This is a genomic window from Streptococcus sp. SN-1 (assembly GCF_041154385.1).
Lineage (GTDB): Bacteria > Bacillota > Bacilli > Lactobacillales > Streptococcaceae > Streptococcus > Streptococcus mitis_CT.
In genome coordinates this window covers 1,555,826-1,571,712 of the sequence record NZ_AP028929.1, presented here as the reverse complement: position 1 = coordinate 1,571,712, position 15,887 = coordinate 1,555,826, and the positions used below count along the sequence as shown (strand labels likewise).

The following is a 15,887-nucleotide window of genomic DNA, read 5'->3' as shown; positions in this document are numbered from 1 at the left end:
GGTAGTATGATAAGGAATAAAAAACAAGATTATGTATTGGCCTATAAGCAACCAGCATCAAGAACATATAAGGGGTGGGAAGAAGAGGCTTTACCGATAGGCAATGGTTCTTTAGGTGCCAAAGTCTTTGGGCTTATAGGGGCTGAACGGATTCAATTTAATGAAAAAAGTCTCTGGTCTGGAGGTCCACTTCCTGATAGTTCAGATTATCAGGGTGGAAATCTTCAGGACCAGTATAGTTTTTTAGCTGAAATTCGGCAGGCTTTGGAAAAGAGAGATTACAATCGGGCTAAGGAATTGGCTGAGCAGCATTTGGTCGGGCCCCAAACGAGTCAATATGGGACCTATCTGTCCTTTGGAGATATTTTCATTGAGTTCAGCCAGCAAGGTAATTCTCTGTCTCAGGTGACGGATTACCAGAGACAGCTGAATATCAGTAAGGCGCTTGCGACGACTTCTTATACCTATAAGGGAACAAGATTTGAACGTGAATCCTTTGCGAGTTTTCCAGATGATCTCTTGATTCAGCACTTTACTAAGGAAGGGGCGGAAACTCTAGATTTTACTATAGAACTGTCGCTAAGTCGTGATTTGGCTTCTGATGGAAAGTATGAGCAGGAAAAATCTGATTACAAGGAGTGCCAGTTGGATATTACTGATTCTCATATCTTGATGAAGGGAAGAGTTAAGGATAATGATCTGCGGTTTGCTAGTTATCTAGCTTGGCAAACGGATGGAGATATTAGAGTTTGGTCAGATAAGGTTCAGATATCAGGAGCCAGTTATGCCAATCTCTTCTTGGCAGCTAAGACAGATTTTGCCCAAAATCCTGCTAGTAATTATCGCAAGAAACTAGATTTAGAGCGACAAGTAAAGGACTTGGTGGAGACAGCTAAAGAAAAGGGCTATGACCAATTGAAATCAAGGCATATTCAGGACTACCAAGCCTTATTTCAGCGTGTTCAATTGGATTTTGGGGCTGAAGTTGACGCATCCACTACAGATGATTTGTTAAAAAATTATAAGCCACAAGAGGGGAGGGCTTTGGAGGAGCTGTTCTTCCAGTATGGACGGTATTTATTGATTAGTTCTTCTAGAGATTGCTCAGATGCTCTACCAGCTAACTTACAGGGAGTCTGGAATGGGGTCGATAATCCTCCTTGGAATTCAGACTATCACCTGAATATCAATCTGCAGATGAATTATTGGCTAGCCTATGTTACTAATCTTCTAGAGACGGCCTTTCCGGTCATCAATTATATAGATGATTTGCGTGTCTATGGTCGTCTAGCGGCTGCAAGGTATGCAGGAATCGTCTCTCAGGAAGGGGAGGAGAATGGTTGGTTGGTTCATACTCAAGCGACTCCCTTTGGCTGGACGGCACCTGGTTGGGATTACTATTGGGGTTGGTCACCAGCTGCCAATGCGTGGATGATGCAAACTGTTTATGAGGCCTATACATTTTATAGGGACCAAGACTATCTCAGGGAGAAAATTTATCCCATGTTGAGGGAAACGGTTCGTTTTTGGAATGATTTTTTACATGAGGATCAGCAGGCGCAGCGTTGGGTGTCTTCTCCGTCTTATTCTCCAGAACATGGGCCGATTTCGATTGGCAATACCTATGACCAATCTCTGATTTGGCAGTTATTTCATGATTTTATCCAGGCTGCTCAAGAATTGGGGCTGGATGAGGCTTTGTTGACTGAGGTCAGGGAGAAATTTGACTTGCTTAATCCTCTACAAATCACTCAATCTGGTCGAATCAGGGAGTGGTATGAGGAGGAAGAGCAACATTTTCAAAATGAGAAAGTGGAGGCCCAGCATCGGCACGTTTCCCATCTAGTGGGACTTTATCCTGGCAATCTCTTTAGCTATAAGGGGCAGGAGTATCTTGAAGCCGCGCGTGCTAGTCTCAATGATCGTGGAGATGGTGGCACAGGCTGGTCCAAGGCTAATAAGATCAATCTTTGGGCGCGTCTAGGAGATGGCAATCGATCCCATAAATTATTAGCAGAGCAGTTAAAGTCATCCACCTTACAAAATCTTTGGTGTAGTCATCCTCCTTTTCAGATAGATGGTAATTTTGGTGCGACTAGTGGCATGGCGGAAATGTTACTCCAGTCTCATGCAGCTTATCTGGTACCTCTCGCTGCCCTATCTGATGCTTGGTCAACAGGTTTCGTTTCAGGCATAATGGCACGTGGACATTTTGAAGTTAGCATGAGTTGGGAGGATAAAAAACTCTTACAGATGACTATTTTATCAAGAAGTGGGGGAGATTTGCGAGTCTCTTATCCAGGTATTGAGAAGAGTGTGATTGAAATGAATCAAGAAAAAGCAAAAGTGAAATGCATAGAGAAAGATTGTATTTCGGTAGCAACAGCAGAAGGCGATCTGGTTCAATTTTATTTTTAAGAAGATGTTATACTCTTCTAAAATCTCTTCAAACCACGTCAGCGTCGCCTTACCGTATATATGTGACTGACTTTGTCAGTCTTATCTACAACCTCAAAGCGGTGCTTTGAGCAACCTGCGGCTAGCTTCCTAGTTTGCTCTTTGGTTTTCATTGAGTATTAGAAGGCAGTAATTTGATACTGCCTTTTAATAAGGATTTGAGAATGTAAGCAGTTTCCAACTAGTTGAAAAAGCGTTATAATGATAGTAAAGAGTGACTTAATTGTAAGAAAGAGAGAAGGACGATGGCTTATATTGAGATGAAACATTGTTACAAGCGTTATCAGGTTGGGGACACGGAGATTGTGGCCAATCGTGATGTGAATTTTGAGATTGAAAAGGGTGAATTGGTTATTATTCTAGGTGCGTCAGGTGCAGGCAAGTCAACGGTTCTTAATCTTCTTGGGGGAATGGATACCAATGATGAAGGGGAAATCTGGATTGATGGTGCCAATATTGCAGATTATAGTTCCCACCAGAGAACCAATTACCGCCGCAATGATGTTGGTTTTGTTTTTCAGTTTTACAATCTAGTTTCCAATCTAACCGCTAAGGAAAATGTGGAGTTGGCTTCAGAAATCGTGACAGATGCCTTGAATCCTGAAAAGGTCTTGACAGATGTAGGTCTGGCTCATCGTCTCAATAACTTTCCAGCTCAGCTTTCTGGAGGGGAGCAACAGCGAGTCTCAATTGCACGCGCGGTAGCTAAAAATCCTAAAATTCTCCTTTGTGACGAACCGACTGGAGCCTTGGATTATCAGACGGGTAAGCAGGTTTTGAAAATTCTCCAAGATATGTCCCGTCAAAAGGGAGCGACGGTGATTATCGTGACTCACAATGGAGCTTTGGCGCCCATTGCTGATCGCGTGATTCATATGCACGATGCCAGTGTCAAGGATGTGGTGATGAACCAGCATCCTCAGGATATCGACAGTTTGGAGTACTAGTATGATCAAGCGAAAAACCTATTGGAAGGACTTAATTCAGTCCTTCACAGGCTCCAAGGGACGTTTTTTATCTATCTTGACCTTGATGATGTTGGGCTCTCTAGCCCTAGTAGGTCTCAAAGTGACTAGCCCCAACATGGAGGCGACAGCTAATGCTTATTTAACAACTGCTCAAACCTTGGATTTGGCAGTTATGTCTAATTATGGTTTGGATCAAACAGATCAAGAAGAACTAGAACAGATAGAGGGAGCAGAGGTTGAGTTTGGCTATTTAACAGATGTGACTATGGAGAATGGGCAGGATGCCATTCGGCTGTACTCCAAACCAGAGCGAATTTCAAACTTTCAGCCAAGAGAGGGACGACTTCCTCAGTCAGACAAGGAAATCGCCTTGGCCACTCATTTGCAAGGCCAATACAGCGTGGGACAGGAGATTAGTTTTAAAGAAAAAGAAGAGGGGCATTCATCTTTAAAAGACCATACTTATACCATTACTGGTTTTGTGGATTCAACTGAAATCCTCTCTCAAAGAGATATGGGCTACGCAGGAAGTGGAAGTGGGACTCTGACAGCCTATGGGGTTATTTTACCTAGTCAGTTTGATCAGAAAGTCTACAATATAGCTCGTTTGAAATATCAAGATTTAGCAGGCTTAAATGCTTTTTCAGAAGCTTATGAAGAAAAATCCAAGCAACATCAGGAAGACCTTGAACAAGCTTTGTCAGATAATGGCAAGGCACGTCTGCAACTCTTGAAAAAAGAAGGCCAAGAGTCTTTAGACAAAGGCCAAGAAACCCTTGATAAGGCTGAGACTAATCTGCAGGAAGGCAAGCGCCGTTTAGCAGCTGCTCAAGCTCGTATACAGGCTCAAGAAAGTCAACTAGCCTTGCTTCCTCAGGCTCAAAGAGAGCAGGCCAGTGCTCAACTTACCCAAGCCAAGCAGGAATTGAGTAAGGAAGAGGACAAACTAAAGCAGGCTGAACAAAATCTCGCCCAAGAAAAGGAAAAATTAGAAAAACATCAGAAAGTTTTGGATGATTTGGCGGAGCCAAGGTATCAAGTCTATAATCGGCAAACCATGCCAGGTGGTCAAGGCTACCTCATGTACAGTAATGCTTCAGCCAGTATTCGGGCAGTGGGCAATATCTTTCCTGTAGTGCTTTATGCCGTAGCAGCTATGGTGACCTTTACAACCATGACTCGCTTTGTGGATGAAGAGCGAACACATGCAGGGATTTTTAAGGCCTTGGGCTATCGTATCAAGGATATTATCGCCAAGTTTCTCCTCTACGGTCTAGTAGCTGGGACTGTCGGAACAGCTCTAGGTAGTATACTTGGTCATTATTTACTAGCCAGTGTGATTTCAAGTGTCATTACAAAAGGCATGGTGGTGGGAGAAACCCAGATTCAGTTCTATTGGACCTATAGCTTACTGGCTCTTGTCTTGAGTTGGTTGGCGAGTGTGCTACCAGCCTACTTGGTAGCTCGTAGGGAACTTCATGACGAAGCAGCTCAGCTTTTACTGCCTAAACCTCCTGTTAAAGGGGCTAAAATCTTACTGGAGCGCATCGGTTTTATCTGGCGCCGTCTCAGTTTTACTCATAAGGTAACAGCCCGCAATATCTTCCGTTATAAGCAGCGGATGTTGATGACGATCTTTGGTGTGGCAGGTTCAGTCGCTCTGCTCTTTGCAGGTTTGGGCATCCAATCCTCTGTAGCAGGAGTTCCGTCTAGACAGTTTCAACAAATCCAACAGTATCAGATGATTGTCTCTGAAAATCCTAGTGCTACCAATCAGGACAAGGCAGAGCTAGAAGAAGTATTGAAAGGGAAGGATATCCAAGCCTACCAGAAAATTTATTCTAAGACGCTAGACAAGGATTTCAAAGGTAAGACTGGTCTTCAAACTATTACTCTTATGATGACAGATAAGGAAGATTTGACACCCTTTATCCATCTTCAACATCATCAGCAGGAACTGACATTAAAAGATGGCGTCGTTATTACAGCTAAACTTGCCCAGCTGGCAGGTGTCAAGGTTGGGCAGACTCTAGAAATTGAAGGTAAGGAACTAACGGTCGCTGCCATTACTGAGAATTACGTTGGTCACTTTATTTATATGAGTCAGGATAGCTATGAGCAAATTTATGGACAGCTACCCCAAGCCAACACTTATCTGGTCTCGCTAAGGGATACCAGTGCTCCTAGTATCGAAAGACAGGCCGGCTTACTTATGAATCAATCTGCGGTGTCCAGCGTTGTCCAAAATGCTTCAGCCATTCGACTCTTCGACTCCGTCGCCAGCTCACTCAATCAGACCATGACCATCTTGGTCATCGTATCGGTTCTATTGGCTATTGTTATCCTCTACAATTTGACCAATATCAACGTGGCTGAGAGAATCCGTGAACTCTCCACTATCAAGGTTCTCGGTTTTCATAACAATGAAGTCACTCTCTACATTTACCGTGAGACGATTTTGCTGTCCCTTGTGGGAATTGTACTTGGTCTGCTCTCAGGTTTTTATTTACACCAATTTTTGATTCAAATGATTTCTCCTGCGACTATTCTCTTTTATCCGCAGGTAGGCTGGGAGGTCTATGTAATCCCAGTGGCAGCAGTAAGCATCATTTTGACCCTGCTTGGTTTCTTTGTTAATCATCATCTGAGAAAGGTTGATATGCTTGAAGCACTGAAATCTGTAGAGTAATTTAGTTGTTTTTATCAGATCGAACTTGAATTTACTCGTAAACAAAAATCCTCCGTTTCAAAGAGTAGGGAACTCTTTGTGACAGAGGATTTTTTCTATAGGGATTTAGCGGCTGCAATTGCAGCTTCGAAGTTTGGTTCAGAGTTGATATTGTCCACGTATTCAACGTAGCGAATAGTATTGTCGGTATCGAGGACAAAGACTGCGCGTGCCAATAGGTGCCACTCATTGATTAAGAGAGCATAATCACGTCCAAAGGAATGGTCGAAATAGTCTGAGAGCATGATGGCATTTTCAATACCTTCAGCACCGCACCAACGTTTTTGGGCAAAAGGGAGGTCCATTGAAACAGTCAAGACAACTGTATTATCCAGTCCAGCCAGTTCTTCATTAAAACGACGCGTTTGAGTTGAGCAGATGCCTGTATCGATAGAAGGCACGACACTCAAGACTTTTTTCTTGCCATCAAAATCAGCCAGAGATTTTTTAGAAAGGTCTGTTGTAGTGAGTGAAAAATCAAGCGCCTTGTCGCCGACTTGTAGTTGTTTACCTGTAAAGCTCACAGGATTTCCGAGAAAAGTTACCATAGGATACTCCAATCTTTTTTCTTCCATTTTAGCTGAAACAGTCGGAATTTTCCAATGATTTGACCGGAAATATGGGCATAGAAAAAACGCCAGCTCATGAGAGAATGACGTTTTTCAGAGGCTTATACTCAATGAAAATCAAAGAGCAAACTAGGAAGCTAGCCACAGGCTGTACTTGAGTACGGCAAGGCGACGCTGACGTGGTTTGAATTTGATTTTCGAAGAGTATTATTTTGCCAATCCTTCAGCAATCTTATCAAGGTTGTATTTCATCATGTTGTAGTAGCTGTCGCCTTCTTTACCTTGTTCTGCGATAGAGTCAGTAAAGATTTGTGCGTAGATTGGGATGTTTGTGTCTTGTGAAACAGTCTTCATAGGACGGTCATCCACACTTGATTCTACAAAGAGTGAAGGAGTTTTTGTTTGGCGAAGTTTTTCAACCAAGGTCTTGATTTGGTCAGGAGTTCCTTCTTCTTCAGTGTTGATTTCCCAGATATAGGCACTTGGGACACCGTAGGCTTTAGAGAAGTATTTGAAGCATCCTTCGCTGGTTACGATGAGTTTTTTCTCAGCAGGGATGTTGTTAAATTTCTCCTTAGCTTCCTTGTCAAGTTTGTCTAGCTTATCAGTATATTCTTTGAGATTTTTTTCGTAGAATTCCTTGTTGCTAGGGTCTTTAGCACTCAATTGTTTTGCGATATTTTTAGCAAAGATCATACCATTTTCAAGGTTAAGCCAAGCGTGTGGGTCTTCTTTGCCTTTTTCGTTTTGACCTTCAAGGTAGATAACATCAACGCCTTCGCTGACTGCAAAGTAGTCTTTGTTTTCAGTTTTCTTGGCATTTTCTACCAATTTTGTAAACCAAGCATTGCCACCTGTTTCAAGGTTGATACCGTTATAGAAAATCAAATCAGCTTGAGATGTTTTCTTAACGTCTTCAGGAAGTGGTTCGTATTCGTGTGGGTCTTGACCAACAGGAACGATACTGTGAAGATCAATCTTGTCACCAGCAATATTTTTAGTAATATCAGCGATGATTGAGTTTGTAGCAACAACTTTTAGTTTTTGACCAGAAGCTGCATCTTTTTTTCCGCTAGCACATGCTACAAGAGCAATGACAGAAAGAAAGAGAACGAGTAATGTACCTAATTTTTTCATTAGATCCTCCAATTTATTGGGGTTTTGCCCCTTATTTTAACAAATGTTTATTTTTCAGTTTCAAATATCGTTGTTTTGGAGCGATAAAGAAGCTAATGAGAAAGAAACTAGCAGCTGTGAGCACGATACTAGAACCTGCCGCAACGTTAAAGCTATAGCCGATAAAGAGCCCCAAAACTGAAGCTATCGCTCCAAAGGTTGAGGAAAGGAAAATCATGCTTTTCAGGCTATTAGCATACAGATAAGCAGTTGCAGCTGGGGTAATCAGCATGGCTACAATCAGGATAGTTCCGACACTTTGCATGGCTGTCACAGACACGAGAGTCAGGAGTACCATGAGAAGGTAGTGATAGAAATTGACAGGCATTCCCATGGCTTTAGCCAAGAGTTCATCAAAGGAAGTTATCAAGAGTTGCTTGAAGAAAATCCAGATTAACAAGAGAATGACTGTCCCAACACCCATAGTAATAAACATATCCGTATCTTGGACGGCTAGGATATTACCAAAAAGGATATGGAAAAGGTCAGTTGAACTTTTAGCGACACTAATCAAGATGATACCGAGGGCTAAGAAAGAAGAAAAGGTAATGCCGATGGCGGTATCGCTTTTGATAATCGAGTTCCCCTTGATGTAGGTAATGATGATGGCAGCTAGCAATCCAAAGACAATGGCTCCGATAAAGAAGTCAACGCCCAAGATGAAGGAGAGAGCTACACCTGGCAAGACAGCATGTGAAATGGCATCTCCCATGAGTGACATCCCGCGTAGAATGATGAAACATCCTACAGCTCCAGCTACGACCCCGACGACAATGGCTGTTATCAAGGCATTTTGTAAGAAATGGAATTTTTGCAATCCATCGATAAATTCTGCAATCATAGGTCACCTCCATTGAAAAAGAGTCGATTACCGTAAGCTTCTTTGAGATTGGCTTCGGTAAAGGTTTCTTTGGTTGGACCAAAGGTAATCACTTCTCGATTGACAAGCAAGACTTGATCGAAGTAGTGGGGAACCTTGCTGAGATCGTGGTGGACGATGAGAACCGTCTTACCAGCTTTTTTCAAATCTCTCAGCGTATTCATGATGATTTCCTCACTGACAGAGTCAATCCCAACAAAGGGTTCATCCAAGAGGATATAATCGGCTTCCTGCACCAAACATCTGGCAATCAAGACCCGCTGGAATTGACCTCCAGACAGTTGACTGATTTGCCGTTCAGCGTAGTCAGCTAGGCCGACGATTTCAAGGGCTTCTTGAACTTTCTTCCAATGTTTAGCCTTTAAACTTCGAAAGAGAGGGATAGAGGGAAAGAGTCCTAGCGAGACGCATTCCTTGACCTTGATGGGAAAGTTGTAGTCGATATTGATTTTTTGTTCGACATAGGCAATTCGGTGTAAGGATTTTTTAACTTCCTTGTCATCGAGAAATGCCTGACCTTGATGTGGGATAATTCCCAGCATACCTTTTAGTAATGTTGATTTTCCAGCGCCGTTCGGACCAATGATTCCGGTAATCGTTGGTCCTTGGAGCACCAGTGAAATATCCTTAAGTGCCAACGTTTCTTTATAGGAGACACTGAGGTTTTCGATACGTATCATAAACTTGTATTCCTCCTAACTCTTAATATACCTTAAAAAAAAAATTAAGTCAAGTTAATTTTTGAAAAAATTAAAATAATAACTGAAAAACAATGGGAAACATCCGTTCATTTTTAATTGCATTCCCAGTTAATTTTTGTTAAGCTAAAAACAAGTACAAATGAAAGCGAGAACACGATGACACGTTATCAAGATGATTTTTATGATGCAATCAATGGAGAATGGCAACAGACAGCTGAAATCCCAGCAGATAAGTCTCAAACAGGAGGTTTTGTTGATTTAGATCAGGAAATTGAAGACCTGATGTTAGCGACAACAGACAAGTGGTTGGCAGGTGAAGAGGTTCCTGAGGATGCTATCTTGGCAAACTTTGTCAAATACCATCACCTAGTCCGTGATTTTGACAAGAGAGAAGCTGACGGTATCACACCTGTCTTACCACTCCTTAAAGAATTCCAAGAATTAGAGACTTTTGCGGATTTTACAGCTAAACTAGCAGAGTTTGAGCTTGCTGGTAAACCAAACTTCCTTCCTTTTGGTGTATCGCCAGACTTTATGGATGCTAGAATCAATGTTCTATGGGCTAGCGCTCCAAGCACGATCCTTCCAGATACGACCTACTATGCTGAAGACCATCCTCAGCGTGAAGAGCTTTTGACTCTTTGGAAAGAAAGCAGCGTAAATCTTCTCAAGGCTTATGATTTCTCTGATGAAGAAATTGAAGACTTGCTAGAAAAAAGACTAGAATTGGACCGTCGCGTTGCAGCAGTGGTGCTTTCTAATGAAGAAAGTTCAGAATATGCTAAACTCTACCATCCATATGCTTATGAAGATTTCAAGAAATTTGCGCCTGCCCTACCTTTGGATGACTTCTTCCAAGCCGTTCTTGGACAAGTACCAGACAAGGTTATCGTAGACGAGGAACGTTTTTGGCAAGCAGCAGAGCAATTCTATAGTGAAGAAGCTTGGCCTCTCCTCAAGGCAACCTTGATTTTGAGTGTTGTGAATCTCTCAACCAGCTATTTAACAGAAGAAATCCGTGTCTTGTCAGGTGCCTATAGCCGTGCGCTTTCAGGAGTTCCAGAAGCCAAAGACAAGGTCAAGGCAGCCTACCAGCTAGCACAAGGTCCTTTCAAACAAGCCTTGGGTCTCTGGTATGCCCATGAAAAATTCTCTCCAGAAGCCAAGGCAGACGTGGAGAAAAAAGTGGCAACCATGATCGATGTCTATAAGGAACGCTTGGCTAAAAATGACTGGCTGACTCCTGAAACTCGTGACAAGGCCATCGTCAAACTCAATGTTATCAAGCCTTATATCGGTTATCCAGAAGAATTGCCAGAACGCTACAAGGACAAGGTAGTGGATGAAAATGCTAGTCTTTTTGACAATGCTCTAGCCTTTGCGCGTGTGGAAATCAAGCACAGTTGGAGCAAGTGGAACCAACCTGTAGACTACAAGGAATGGGGTATGCCTGCTCATATGGTCAATGCCTACTACAATCCACAGAAGAACTTAATTGTCTTTCCAGCGGCCATTTTACAGGCACCTTTCTATGACTTGCATCAGTCATCTTCTGCTAACTACGGGGGTATTGGGGCGGTTATTGCCCATGAAATTTCTCACGCCTTTGATACCAATGGAGCTTCCTTTGATGAAAATGGTAGCCTCAAGGATTGGTGGACAGAGAGCGACTATGCTGCCTTCAAGGAGAAAACACAAAAAGTTATTGACCAATTTGATGGACAAGATTCTTATGGAGCAACCATCAACGGTAAATTGACTGTATCAGAAAACGTGGCTGACTTGGGAGGAATCGCTGCAGCGCTTGAAGCAGCTAAGAGAGAACCAGACTTCTCAGCAGAAGAGTTCTTCTACAACTTCGGTCGCATCTGGCGCATGAAAGGTCGTCCAGAATTTATGAAACTTTTGGCTAGCGTCGATGTGCACGCACCAGCCAAACTCCGTGTCAATGTGCAAGTACCAAACTTCGATGATTTCTTTACAACCTATGATGTCAAAGAAGGAGACGGTATGTGGCGTTCACCAGAAGAGCGCGTGATTATTTGGTAATACAAAGAAGCAAGTAAAACTCCTATAATTATACCTTCCCTATCTATGTACACCCCAAAAGTTAGATAGAACAATCTAGCTTTTAGGGTGTAGTTCATAGGGATTATGAAATTGAGGTCTTTTCTTATTTTAAAATTCATAGTAAAATATCCCTCTGTATCAAGATAACAGGAGGATTTTTATGTCTCAAAAGACTATCAACATAGGCTACGCCCGTGTATCTACTCATAAGCAAGACCTAGGATTGAAAGTGCAAATCGAAGCTCTAAAACATTGCGATAAACTTTTTATAGAAAAGGAATCTGGTGCAAATAACACTCGTCCTGAACTTACAAAAGCCTTAAAACTGGCTTCTGACTTTTCGAAAGATGGCAAGCAGGTTACTTTCACTATCTATAAGTTAGATAGACTGACTCGATCTATGTTTAAGCTGCTAGAACTTATTGAACTATTTAATGAATCTAATATCCACCTAGTCAGTTTGCATGAAAAACTAGAAACAGGCTCTCTTATTGGCAGATTACTTTGCATCATTTTAGGCTTTGTGGCAGAAAATGAGCTGGAAAATCTGAGGTTTCGCACAAAAGAGGGACTTCGAAAAGCTAAGGAAAATGGTGTTAGATTAGGAGCAAAACGGATTTCAAAAGAAAAGGAGGAGCGGATACTTAACAAATATCTACATTCAGATATAAGCATACGTAATATTGCAAAAACTGAACAAATTTCTACATCAACCCTATATAAAGTGTTAGAACGTAATGAAGTGGCGAACAATCGTCAAAAAAAACGGAAAATCATTGCTAAAAATAGGGAAAAATGGTAGAATGAAGCCGTAAATTTGTTTCGATTAACGACCGTTTGATAAAACAGTCAAAACAACAATATGAATATTTTAAAAAATGCGAGTTTAACAGTGTTTTTAACCTGTATTAGACTGGTATTTTTTGTGTATCGTTTAACGGTCGTTACGCGATACACTTAGTTCCCTATCTCTAAAGGAGGTAGCTAGCTTTTGGTAACAAAAAACTTAAAAATCATCAATATATGTAATAGTGTAATAGCTGTATTGTTCAGTTAATGGATAAACGTTCATTTAAGGCTTCTATCAAGGACATTAAATGTATAGATAATGAGTTGGCTCAAAATTTTGCTTTTGTGGTCTTGAAAGGAAGTTGCTTCTGTCATTTTATAAGCCTAAAAAGGCAATTTTATATTCCTGAGGAGGAAAAATTATGAATAAACTCACTAAACTAGGTATTGTTACCTTCTCTACTGTCACTCTTAGTGCTGCCGTGCCAACTTGGGTGCGTGCCGAGGAAAACGTTGCGCCGCAGCCAAATGCTGCCGCGAGACCAACTATTCAACCAACACTCACACCAAAACCCAATAATAACTGGGTTGATTACAGTATGCTCGACCCAATTGCTAAACCAAAACCAAAGCCAGGCAAAGAAATTTCGAAACCTGCTGAAAAGCCAGTAGAAGAGCCCGCGCCCGTCGAAAAACCTTCGACCGAGGGCAACATTCTTGCAAACGGAACAGATGAGGCTATCGCAGAGGAAAAGAAAAATGCTGAGATCGAGAAAAAATACAACGTCGATCCAACCAATCAGCTACCTGAGCCAGGCCTACCAATCATAACGCCTGAACCAGAACAACCTATAACAGATCCTGAAGAGATGAAGAAGATGGTGGCGGAAGATTTGGCGTACAAAGCTGGCGCAGTCATGTCTATGACTAAAGAAGAGAACAACAAGATTGTATCTGAAGCAAATCAAAAGCTTTACGCTCTTTCTGGAATAGATGCTGATAAACTTCTAAACACGCCAATTCCCGGAACAAATGGGCAAGGCTTTCCTACTTTAGCAGACTGGACTTATCGAGAATACGAAGTCCAAGCAGATTTCTTGGATGCTGATCGTGTCCAAAAATATGGATACACTACTGAATCCAGGATTGATAGTCCAGAACACGCAACAGTTAGATCATTACGGTTCGATACCGATAAAGATGATGCAGATGGAATACTAACAGCAAAAAAATTCTCCGACTATACTTTTAGCCACGTCGTAAAAGCAACCACAGATCATCCAGATATTGACCCAGATCCAAAAGTTGTCAGAGTTAGTTATGATGCAGCCTATGCTTTGCGTGGTTCTGGCTACAAAAATGGTAAAGGAGACAATCTTTTTCGCTACTATTTTATTTACACTAAAAATAAACCAGTAGAAGAAAAACTGAAAGATTCGCAACCAGCGGAAACTGAAAAAACTACTGAAATTTCGAAACCAGTGGAAACAGTTAAGCCAACTGAGCAGCCGAAACCAGTTGAGAACAAGCTGGTTGAAAATAAACTAGCTGAAACACCCGTTTCAACTCCAAAACCAACAGAAAATCCTCAACCAGAGGTTAAACCTGCAGAGCAACCACAGCCTACTAAACCAGTGGAACCATCTGAGAATCCTGTAAATAATGATAACCCAGAAGTTAAACCTGCTGAAAACGTTGGATTGCCAAAGATTCCTTATCGAAAAGACCAGCCAAAACGTTGGTTTAACGGAGCAGGTCGCCCTACTCTAACAGTAAACGACCTTGCTATTCCACTCCCTGCTGAAAATGTAGAAAAAACATCTTACGGTTGGTGGACAGCTGAACCAGACTTGCTTCATGCAGGCTCTCATATAAAAACAAGTACTTTCAGTTCGAATTTCAATGTACCGATGTTCGAAAACGGTAAAGAGATAAACTTTAAAGATGGATTTAAAGACATGGATAGTAGGTTTAGACCTGCTCTTGTTCGAGTAAAAGTTCCAGAGTTGGAAGGAACAAACTATGAAGCTTATACAATCTTCTATGAAGTTCCTAATAAAAATGGAAATCCAACTTACGGAACAAATCAAACTCTCCAAAGTGGTAATGTCGCTTTAACTTTCAAATCAAAAGAGAAGAAAGAAGATATCCAGGTTTATACATTAACCAAGGATAGAAAACTGGAAGAGCTTTACTATCCAAGATTCCCAAAAGAAGAAATAAATCGCTATGACGAGAAAACTAAAACTCATTCGTACTTTCTACCTGGTGAAACCTATCAAACTTACGTTTTCTTATTTAAGAACCCTGCTGAAAAACCAGCCGAGCAAGTGAAACCTGAAGTTAAGCCAAGCGAGCAGCCGAAACCAGTTGAGAACAAGCCGGTTGAAAATAAACCAGCTGAAACACCCGTTCCAGCTCCAAAACCAGCAGAAAACCCTCAACCAGAGGTTAAACCTGAAGAGCAACCACAACCAGCTAAGCCAGTGCAACCAGCAGAGAAGCCAAGTGAACAACCTAAGCCAGACAAGCAACCAAGTGTTCCTCCTGTTCCAGCTGATCAATCACAACCTGCTAAGCCAGAGAAACCAGCAGAGAAGCCAAGTGAAAAACCTGTAAATCCAGTTACACCAGTTGCTCCAATAACACCGACAACTCCCGTAACGCCTACGCTTAATCCAGCCATCCAAAACAATACTCGTGTTCTTTCGAACAAAGCTGGAAGCGTTCAAGTGCATGGTTCAGAAGCAACACTCAAAAATGTCAGCTATATCAAGGTAGAAGAAACCAAGTCGACTTCACTTGAATCAAAAGACTACAAGGCCTTCGACATTCATCTGTATGACGCGAATGGTAAAGCTATCCAGCCAAACGGCATGGTTCTAGTAAGTCTTTCTGCCGATAAGCCAGTTGAAAATGTCTATTATGTTGCTCCAGACGGTACTTTACAAGCATTGAAGTTCAAACAAGACACAGATAAGGTGACTTTTGAAACCAATCACTTTAGTATCTATGCTATAACTTTTAAAGTTGCCGCAAGCCGTGATAACGGAGGTAGTACAACTCCTGTTCCAGTTGTAAATAGTAGTAATACTCCAACAACCACAGAACAAAAAGGAAATGACGTAAATAGTACAAAAACTCAAGCTGAGCCGTTAGCAACTAAGACTGAAACTATTTCGAAACAAGTAGCTAAGACTTTGCCAAATACTGGAGAAAATAACTCAATTCTCGCCCCCCTATTTGGAATGTTAACTCTAACTGCTGGATTATTTAGCTTTCGTAAGAAGTCAGAATAACCCAAATTCATAGTTTATCTATCAATTATTTTAGACTGTGAAAAAATCAATTTGAGGAGATAATTTAGAAAATCTTTTCATGATAAAACGCATAATATCAAATTTTCTACATCTGATATTATGCGTTTTTATAATTCTACAATAGTATAAATATAGTGAGATGAAATAAAATCTGAACAAATCGATTGGAAAATTGAAAGTAATTTAGAAAAATGAATTAGAAGTCATGTTGTACTATTCCAATTTCAAA

10 protein-coding genes are annotated in these 15,887 nt (G+C 41.4%); 6 read left to right on the top strand and 4 right to left on the bottom strand.

Going from position 1 to position 15,887, the window contains the following annotated elements; translation table 11 throughout:
* Positions 1 to 6: 6 nt before the first annotated feature.
* From ACAM22_RS06995 to ACAM22_RS06985, 3 genes are all read left to right on the top strand, one after another.
* Positions 7 to 2,418, top strand: coding sequence for a glycoside hydrolase N-terminal domain-containing protein (locus tag ACAM22_RS06995; protein ID WP_369606588.1), 2,412 nt, complete (start codon positions 7 to 9; stop codon positions 2,416 to 2,418).
* A 284-nt stretch (positions 2,419 to 2,702) separates the two neighbouring features.
* Positions 2,703 to 3,404: an ABC transporter ATP-binding protein gene (locus tag ACAM22_RS06990; RefSeq protein WP_369606587.1), complete on the top strand. Its 702-nt coding sequence runs from the start codon at positions 2,703 to 2,705 to the stop codon at positions 3,402 to 3,404.
* A gap of 1 nt (position 3,405) precedes the next feature.
* Entirely contained in the window at positions 3,406 to 6,114 is a 2,709-nt protein-coding gene (locus tag ACAM22_RS06985) for an FtsX-like permease family protein (protein WP_369606586.1), read from the top strand.
* A 95-nt stretch (positions 6,115 to 6,209) separates the two neighbouring features.
* Here ACAM22_RS06985 and tpx read toward each other — a convergent pair whose 3' ends face one another.
* The 4 genes from tpx to ACAM22_RS06965 all read right to left on the bottom strand — a co-directional run bounded on the left by tpx (position 6,210) and on the right by ACAM22_RS06965 (position 9,458).
* Entirely contained in the window at positions 6,210 to 6,701 is a 492-nt protein-coding gene (gene tpx, locus ACAM22_RS06980) for a thiol peroxidase (protein ID WP_369606585.1), read from the bottom strand.
* A 228-nt stretch (positions 6,702 to 6,929) separates the two neighbouring features.
* Positions 6,930 to 7,859, bottom strand: a complete 930-nt coding sequence (gene psaA, locus ACAM22_RS06975; RefSeq protein ID WP_000733076.1) for a metal ABC transporter substrate-binding lipoprotein/adhesin PsaA — start codon at positions 7,857 to 7,859, stop codon at positions 6,930 to 6,932.
* A gap of 31 nt (positions 7,860 to 7,890) precedes the next feature.
* On the bottom strand, positions 7,891 to 8,739 hold the full coding sequence (locus ACAM22_RS06970) for a metal ABC transporter permease subunit (RefSeq protein ID WP_369606584.1): 849 nt from the start codon (positions 8,737 to 8,739) through the stop codon (positions 7,891 to 7,893).
* A complete protein-coding gene (locus ACAM22_RS06965) occupies positions 8,736 to 9,458 on the bottom strand; it encodes a metal ABC transporter ATP-binding protein (protein WP_369606583.1) in 723 nt (240 codons plus the stop codon). Before ACAM22_RS06965 ends, ACAM22_RS06970 begins: the two co-directional genes overlap by 4 nt.
* Positions 9,459 to 9,635: 177 nt before the next feature.
* Between ACAM22_RS06965 and pepO the strand changes: the two genes are divergently transcribed.
* The 3 genes from pepO (at position 9,636) to ACAM22_RS06950 (ending at position 15,637) form a co-directional block, all read left to right on the top strand.
* Positions 9,636 to 11,528, top strand: coding sequence for an endopeptidase PepO (gene pepO / locus ACAM22_RS06960; RefSeq protein ID WP_369606582.1), 1,893 nt, complete (start codon positions 9,636 to 9,638; stop codon positions 11,526 to 11,528).
* Positions 11,529 to 11,709: 181 nt separating this feature from the next.
* Entirely contained in the window at positions 11,710 to 12,351 is a 642-nt protein-coding gene (locus ACAM22_RS06955; RefSeq protein WP_369606581.1) for a recombinase family protein, read from the top strand.
* A gap of 409 nt (positions 12,352 to 12,760) precedes the next feature.
* The gene (locus ACAM22_RS06950) at positions 12,761 to 15,637 is read left to right on the top strand and encodes an LPXTG cell wall anchor domain-containing protein (protein ID WP_369606580.1); all 2,877 of its coding nucleotides are present in this window, start codon (positions 12,761 to 12,763) and stop codon (positions 15,635 to 15,637) included.
* Positions 15,638 to 15,887 lie beyond the last annotated feature (250 nt).

Excerpts from the sequence above, each read along its gene's own strand:
- ACAM22_RS06995 (WP_369606588.1), top strand. The coding sequence starts at position 7 with ATGATAAGGAATAAAAAACAAGATTATGTATTGGCCTATAAGCAACCA.
- ACAM22_RS06990 (WP_369606587.1), top strand. The coding sequence starts at position 2,703 with ATGGCTTATATTGAGATGAAACATTGTTACAAGCGTTATCAGGTTGGG.
- ACAM22_RS06985 (WP_369606586.1), top strand. The coding sequence starts at position 3,406 with ATGATCAAGCGAAAAACCTATTGGAAGGACTTAATTCAGTCCTTCACA.
- tpx (WP_369606585.1), bottom strand. The coding sequence starts at position 6,701 with ATGGTAACTTTTCTCGGAAATCCTGTGAGCTTTACAGGTAAACAACTA.
- psaA (WP_000733076.1), bottom strand. The coding sequence starts at position 7,859 with ATGAAAAAATTAGGTACATTACTCGTTCTCTTTCTTTCTGTCATTGCT.
- ACAM22_RS06970 (WP_369606584.1), bottom strand. The coding sequence starts at position 8,739 with ATGATTGCAGAATTTATCGATGGATTGCAAAAATTCCATTTCTTACAA.
- ACAM22_RS06965 (WP_369606583.1), bottom strand. The coding sequence starts at position 9,458 with ATGATACGTATCGAAAACCTCAGTGTCTCCTATAAAGAAACGTTGGCA.
- pepO (WP_369606582.1), top strand. The coding sequence starts at position 9,636 with ATGACACGTTATCAAGATGATTTTTATGATGCAATCAATGGAGAATGG.
- ACAM22_RS06955 (WP_369606581.1), top strand. The coding sequence starts at position 11,710 with ATGTCTCAAAAGACTATCAACATAGGCTACGCCCGTGTATCTACTCAT.
- ACAM22_RS06950 (WP_369606580.1), top strand. The coding sequence starts at position 12,761 with ATGAATAAACTCACTAAACTAGGTATTGTTACCTTCTCTACTGTCACT.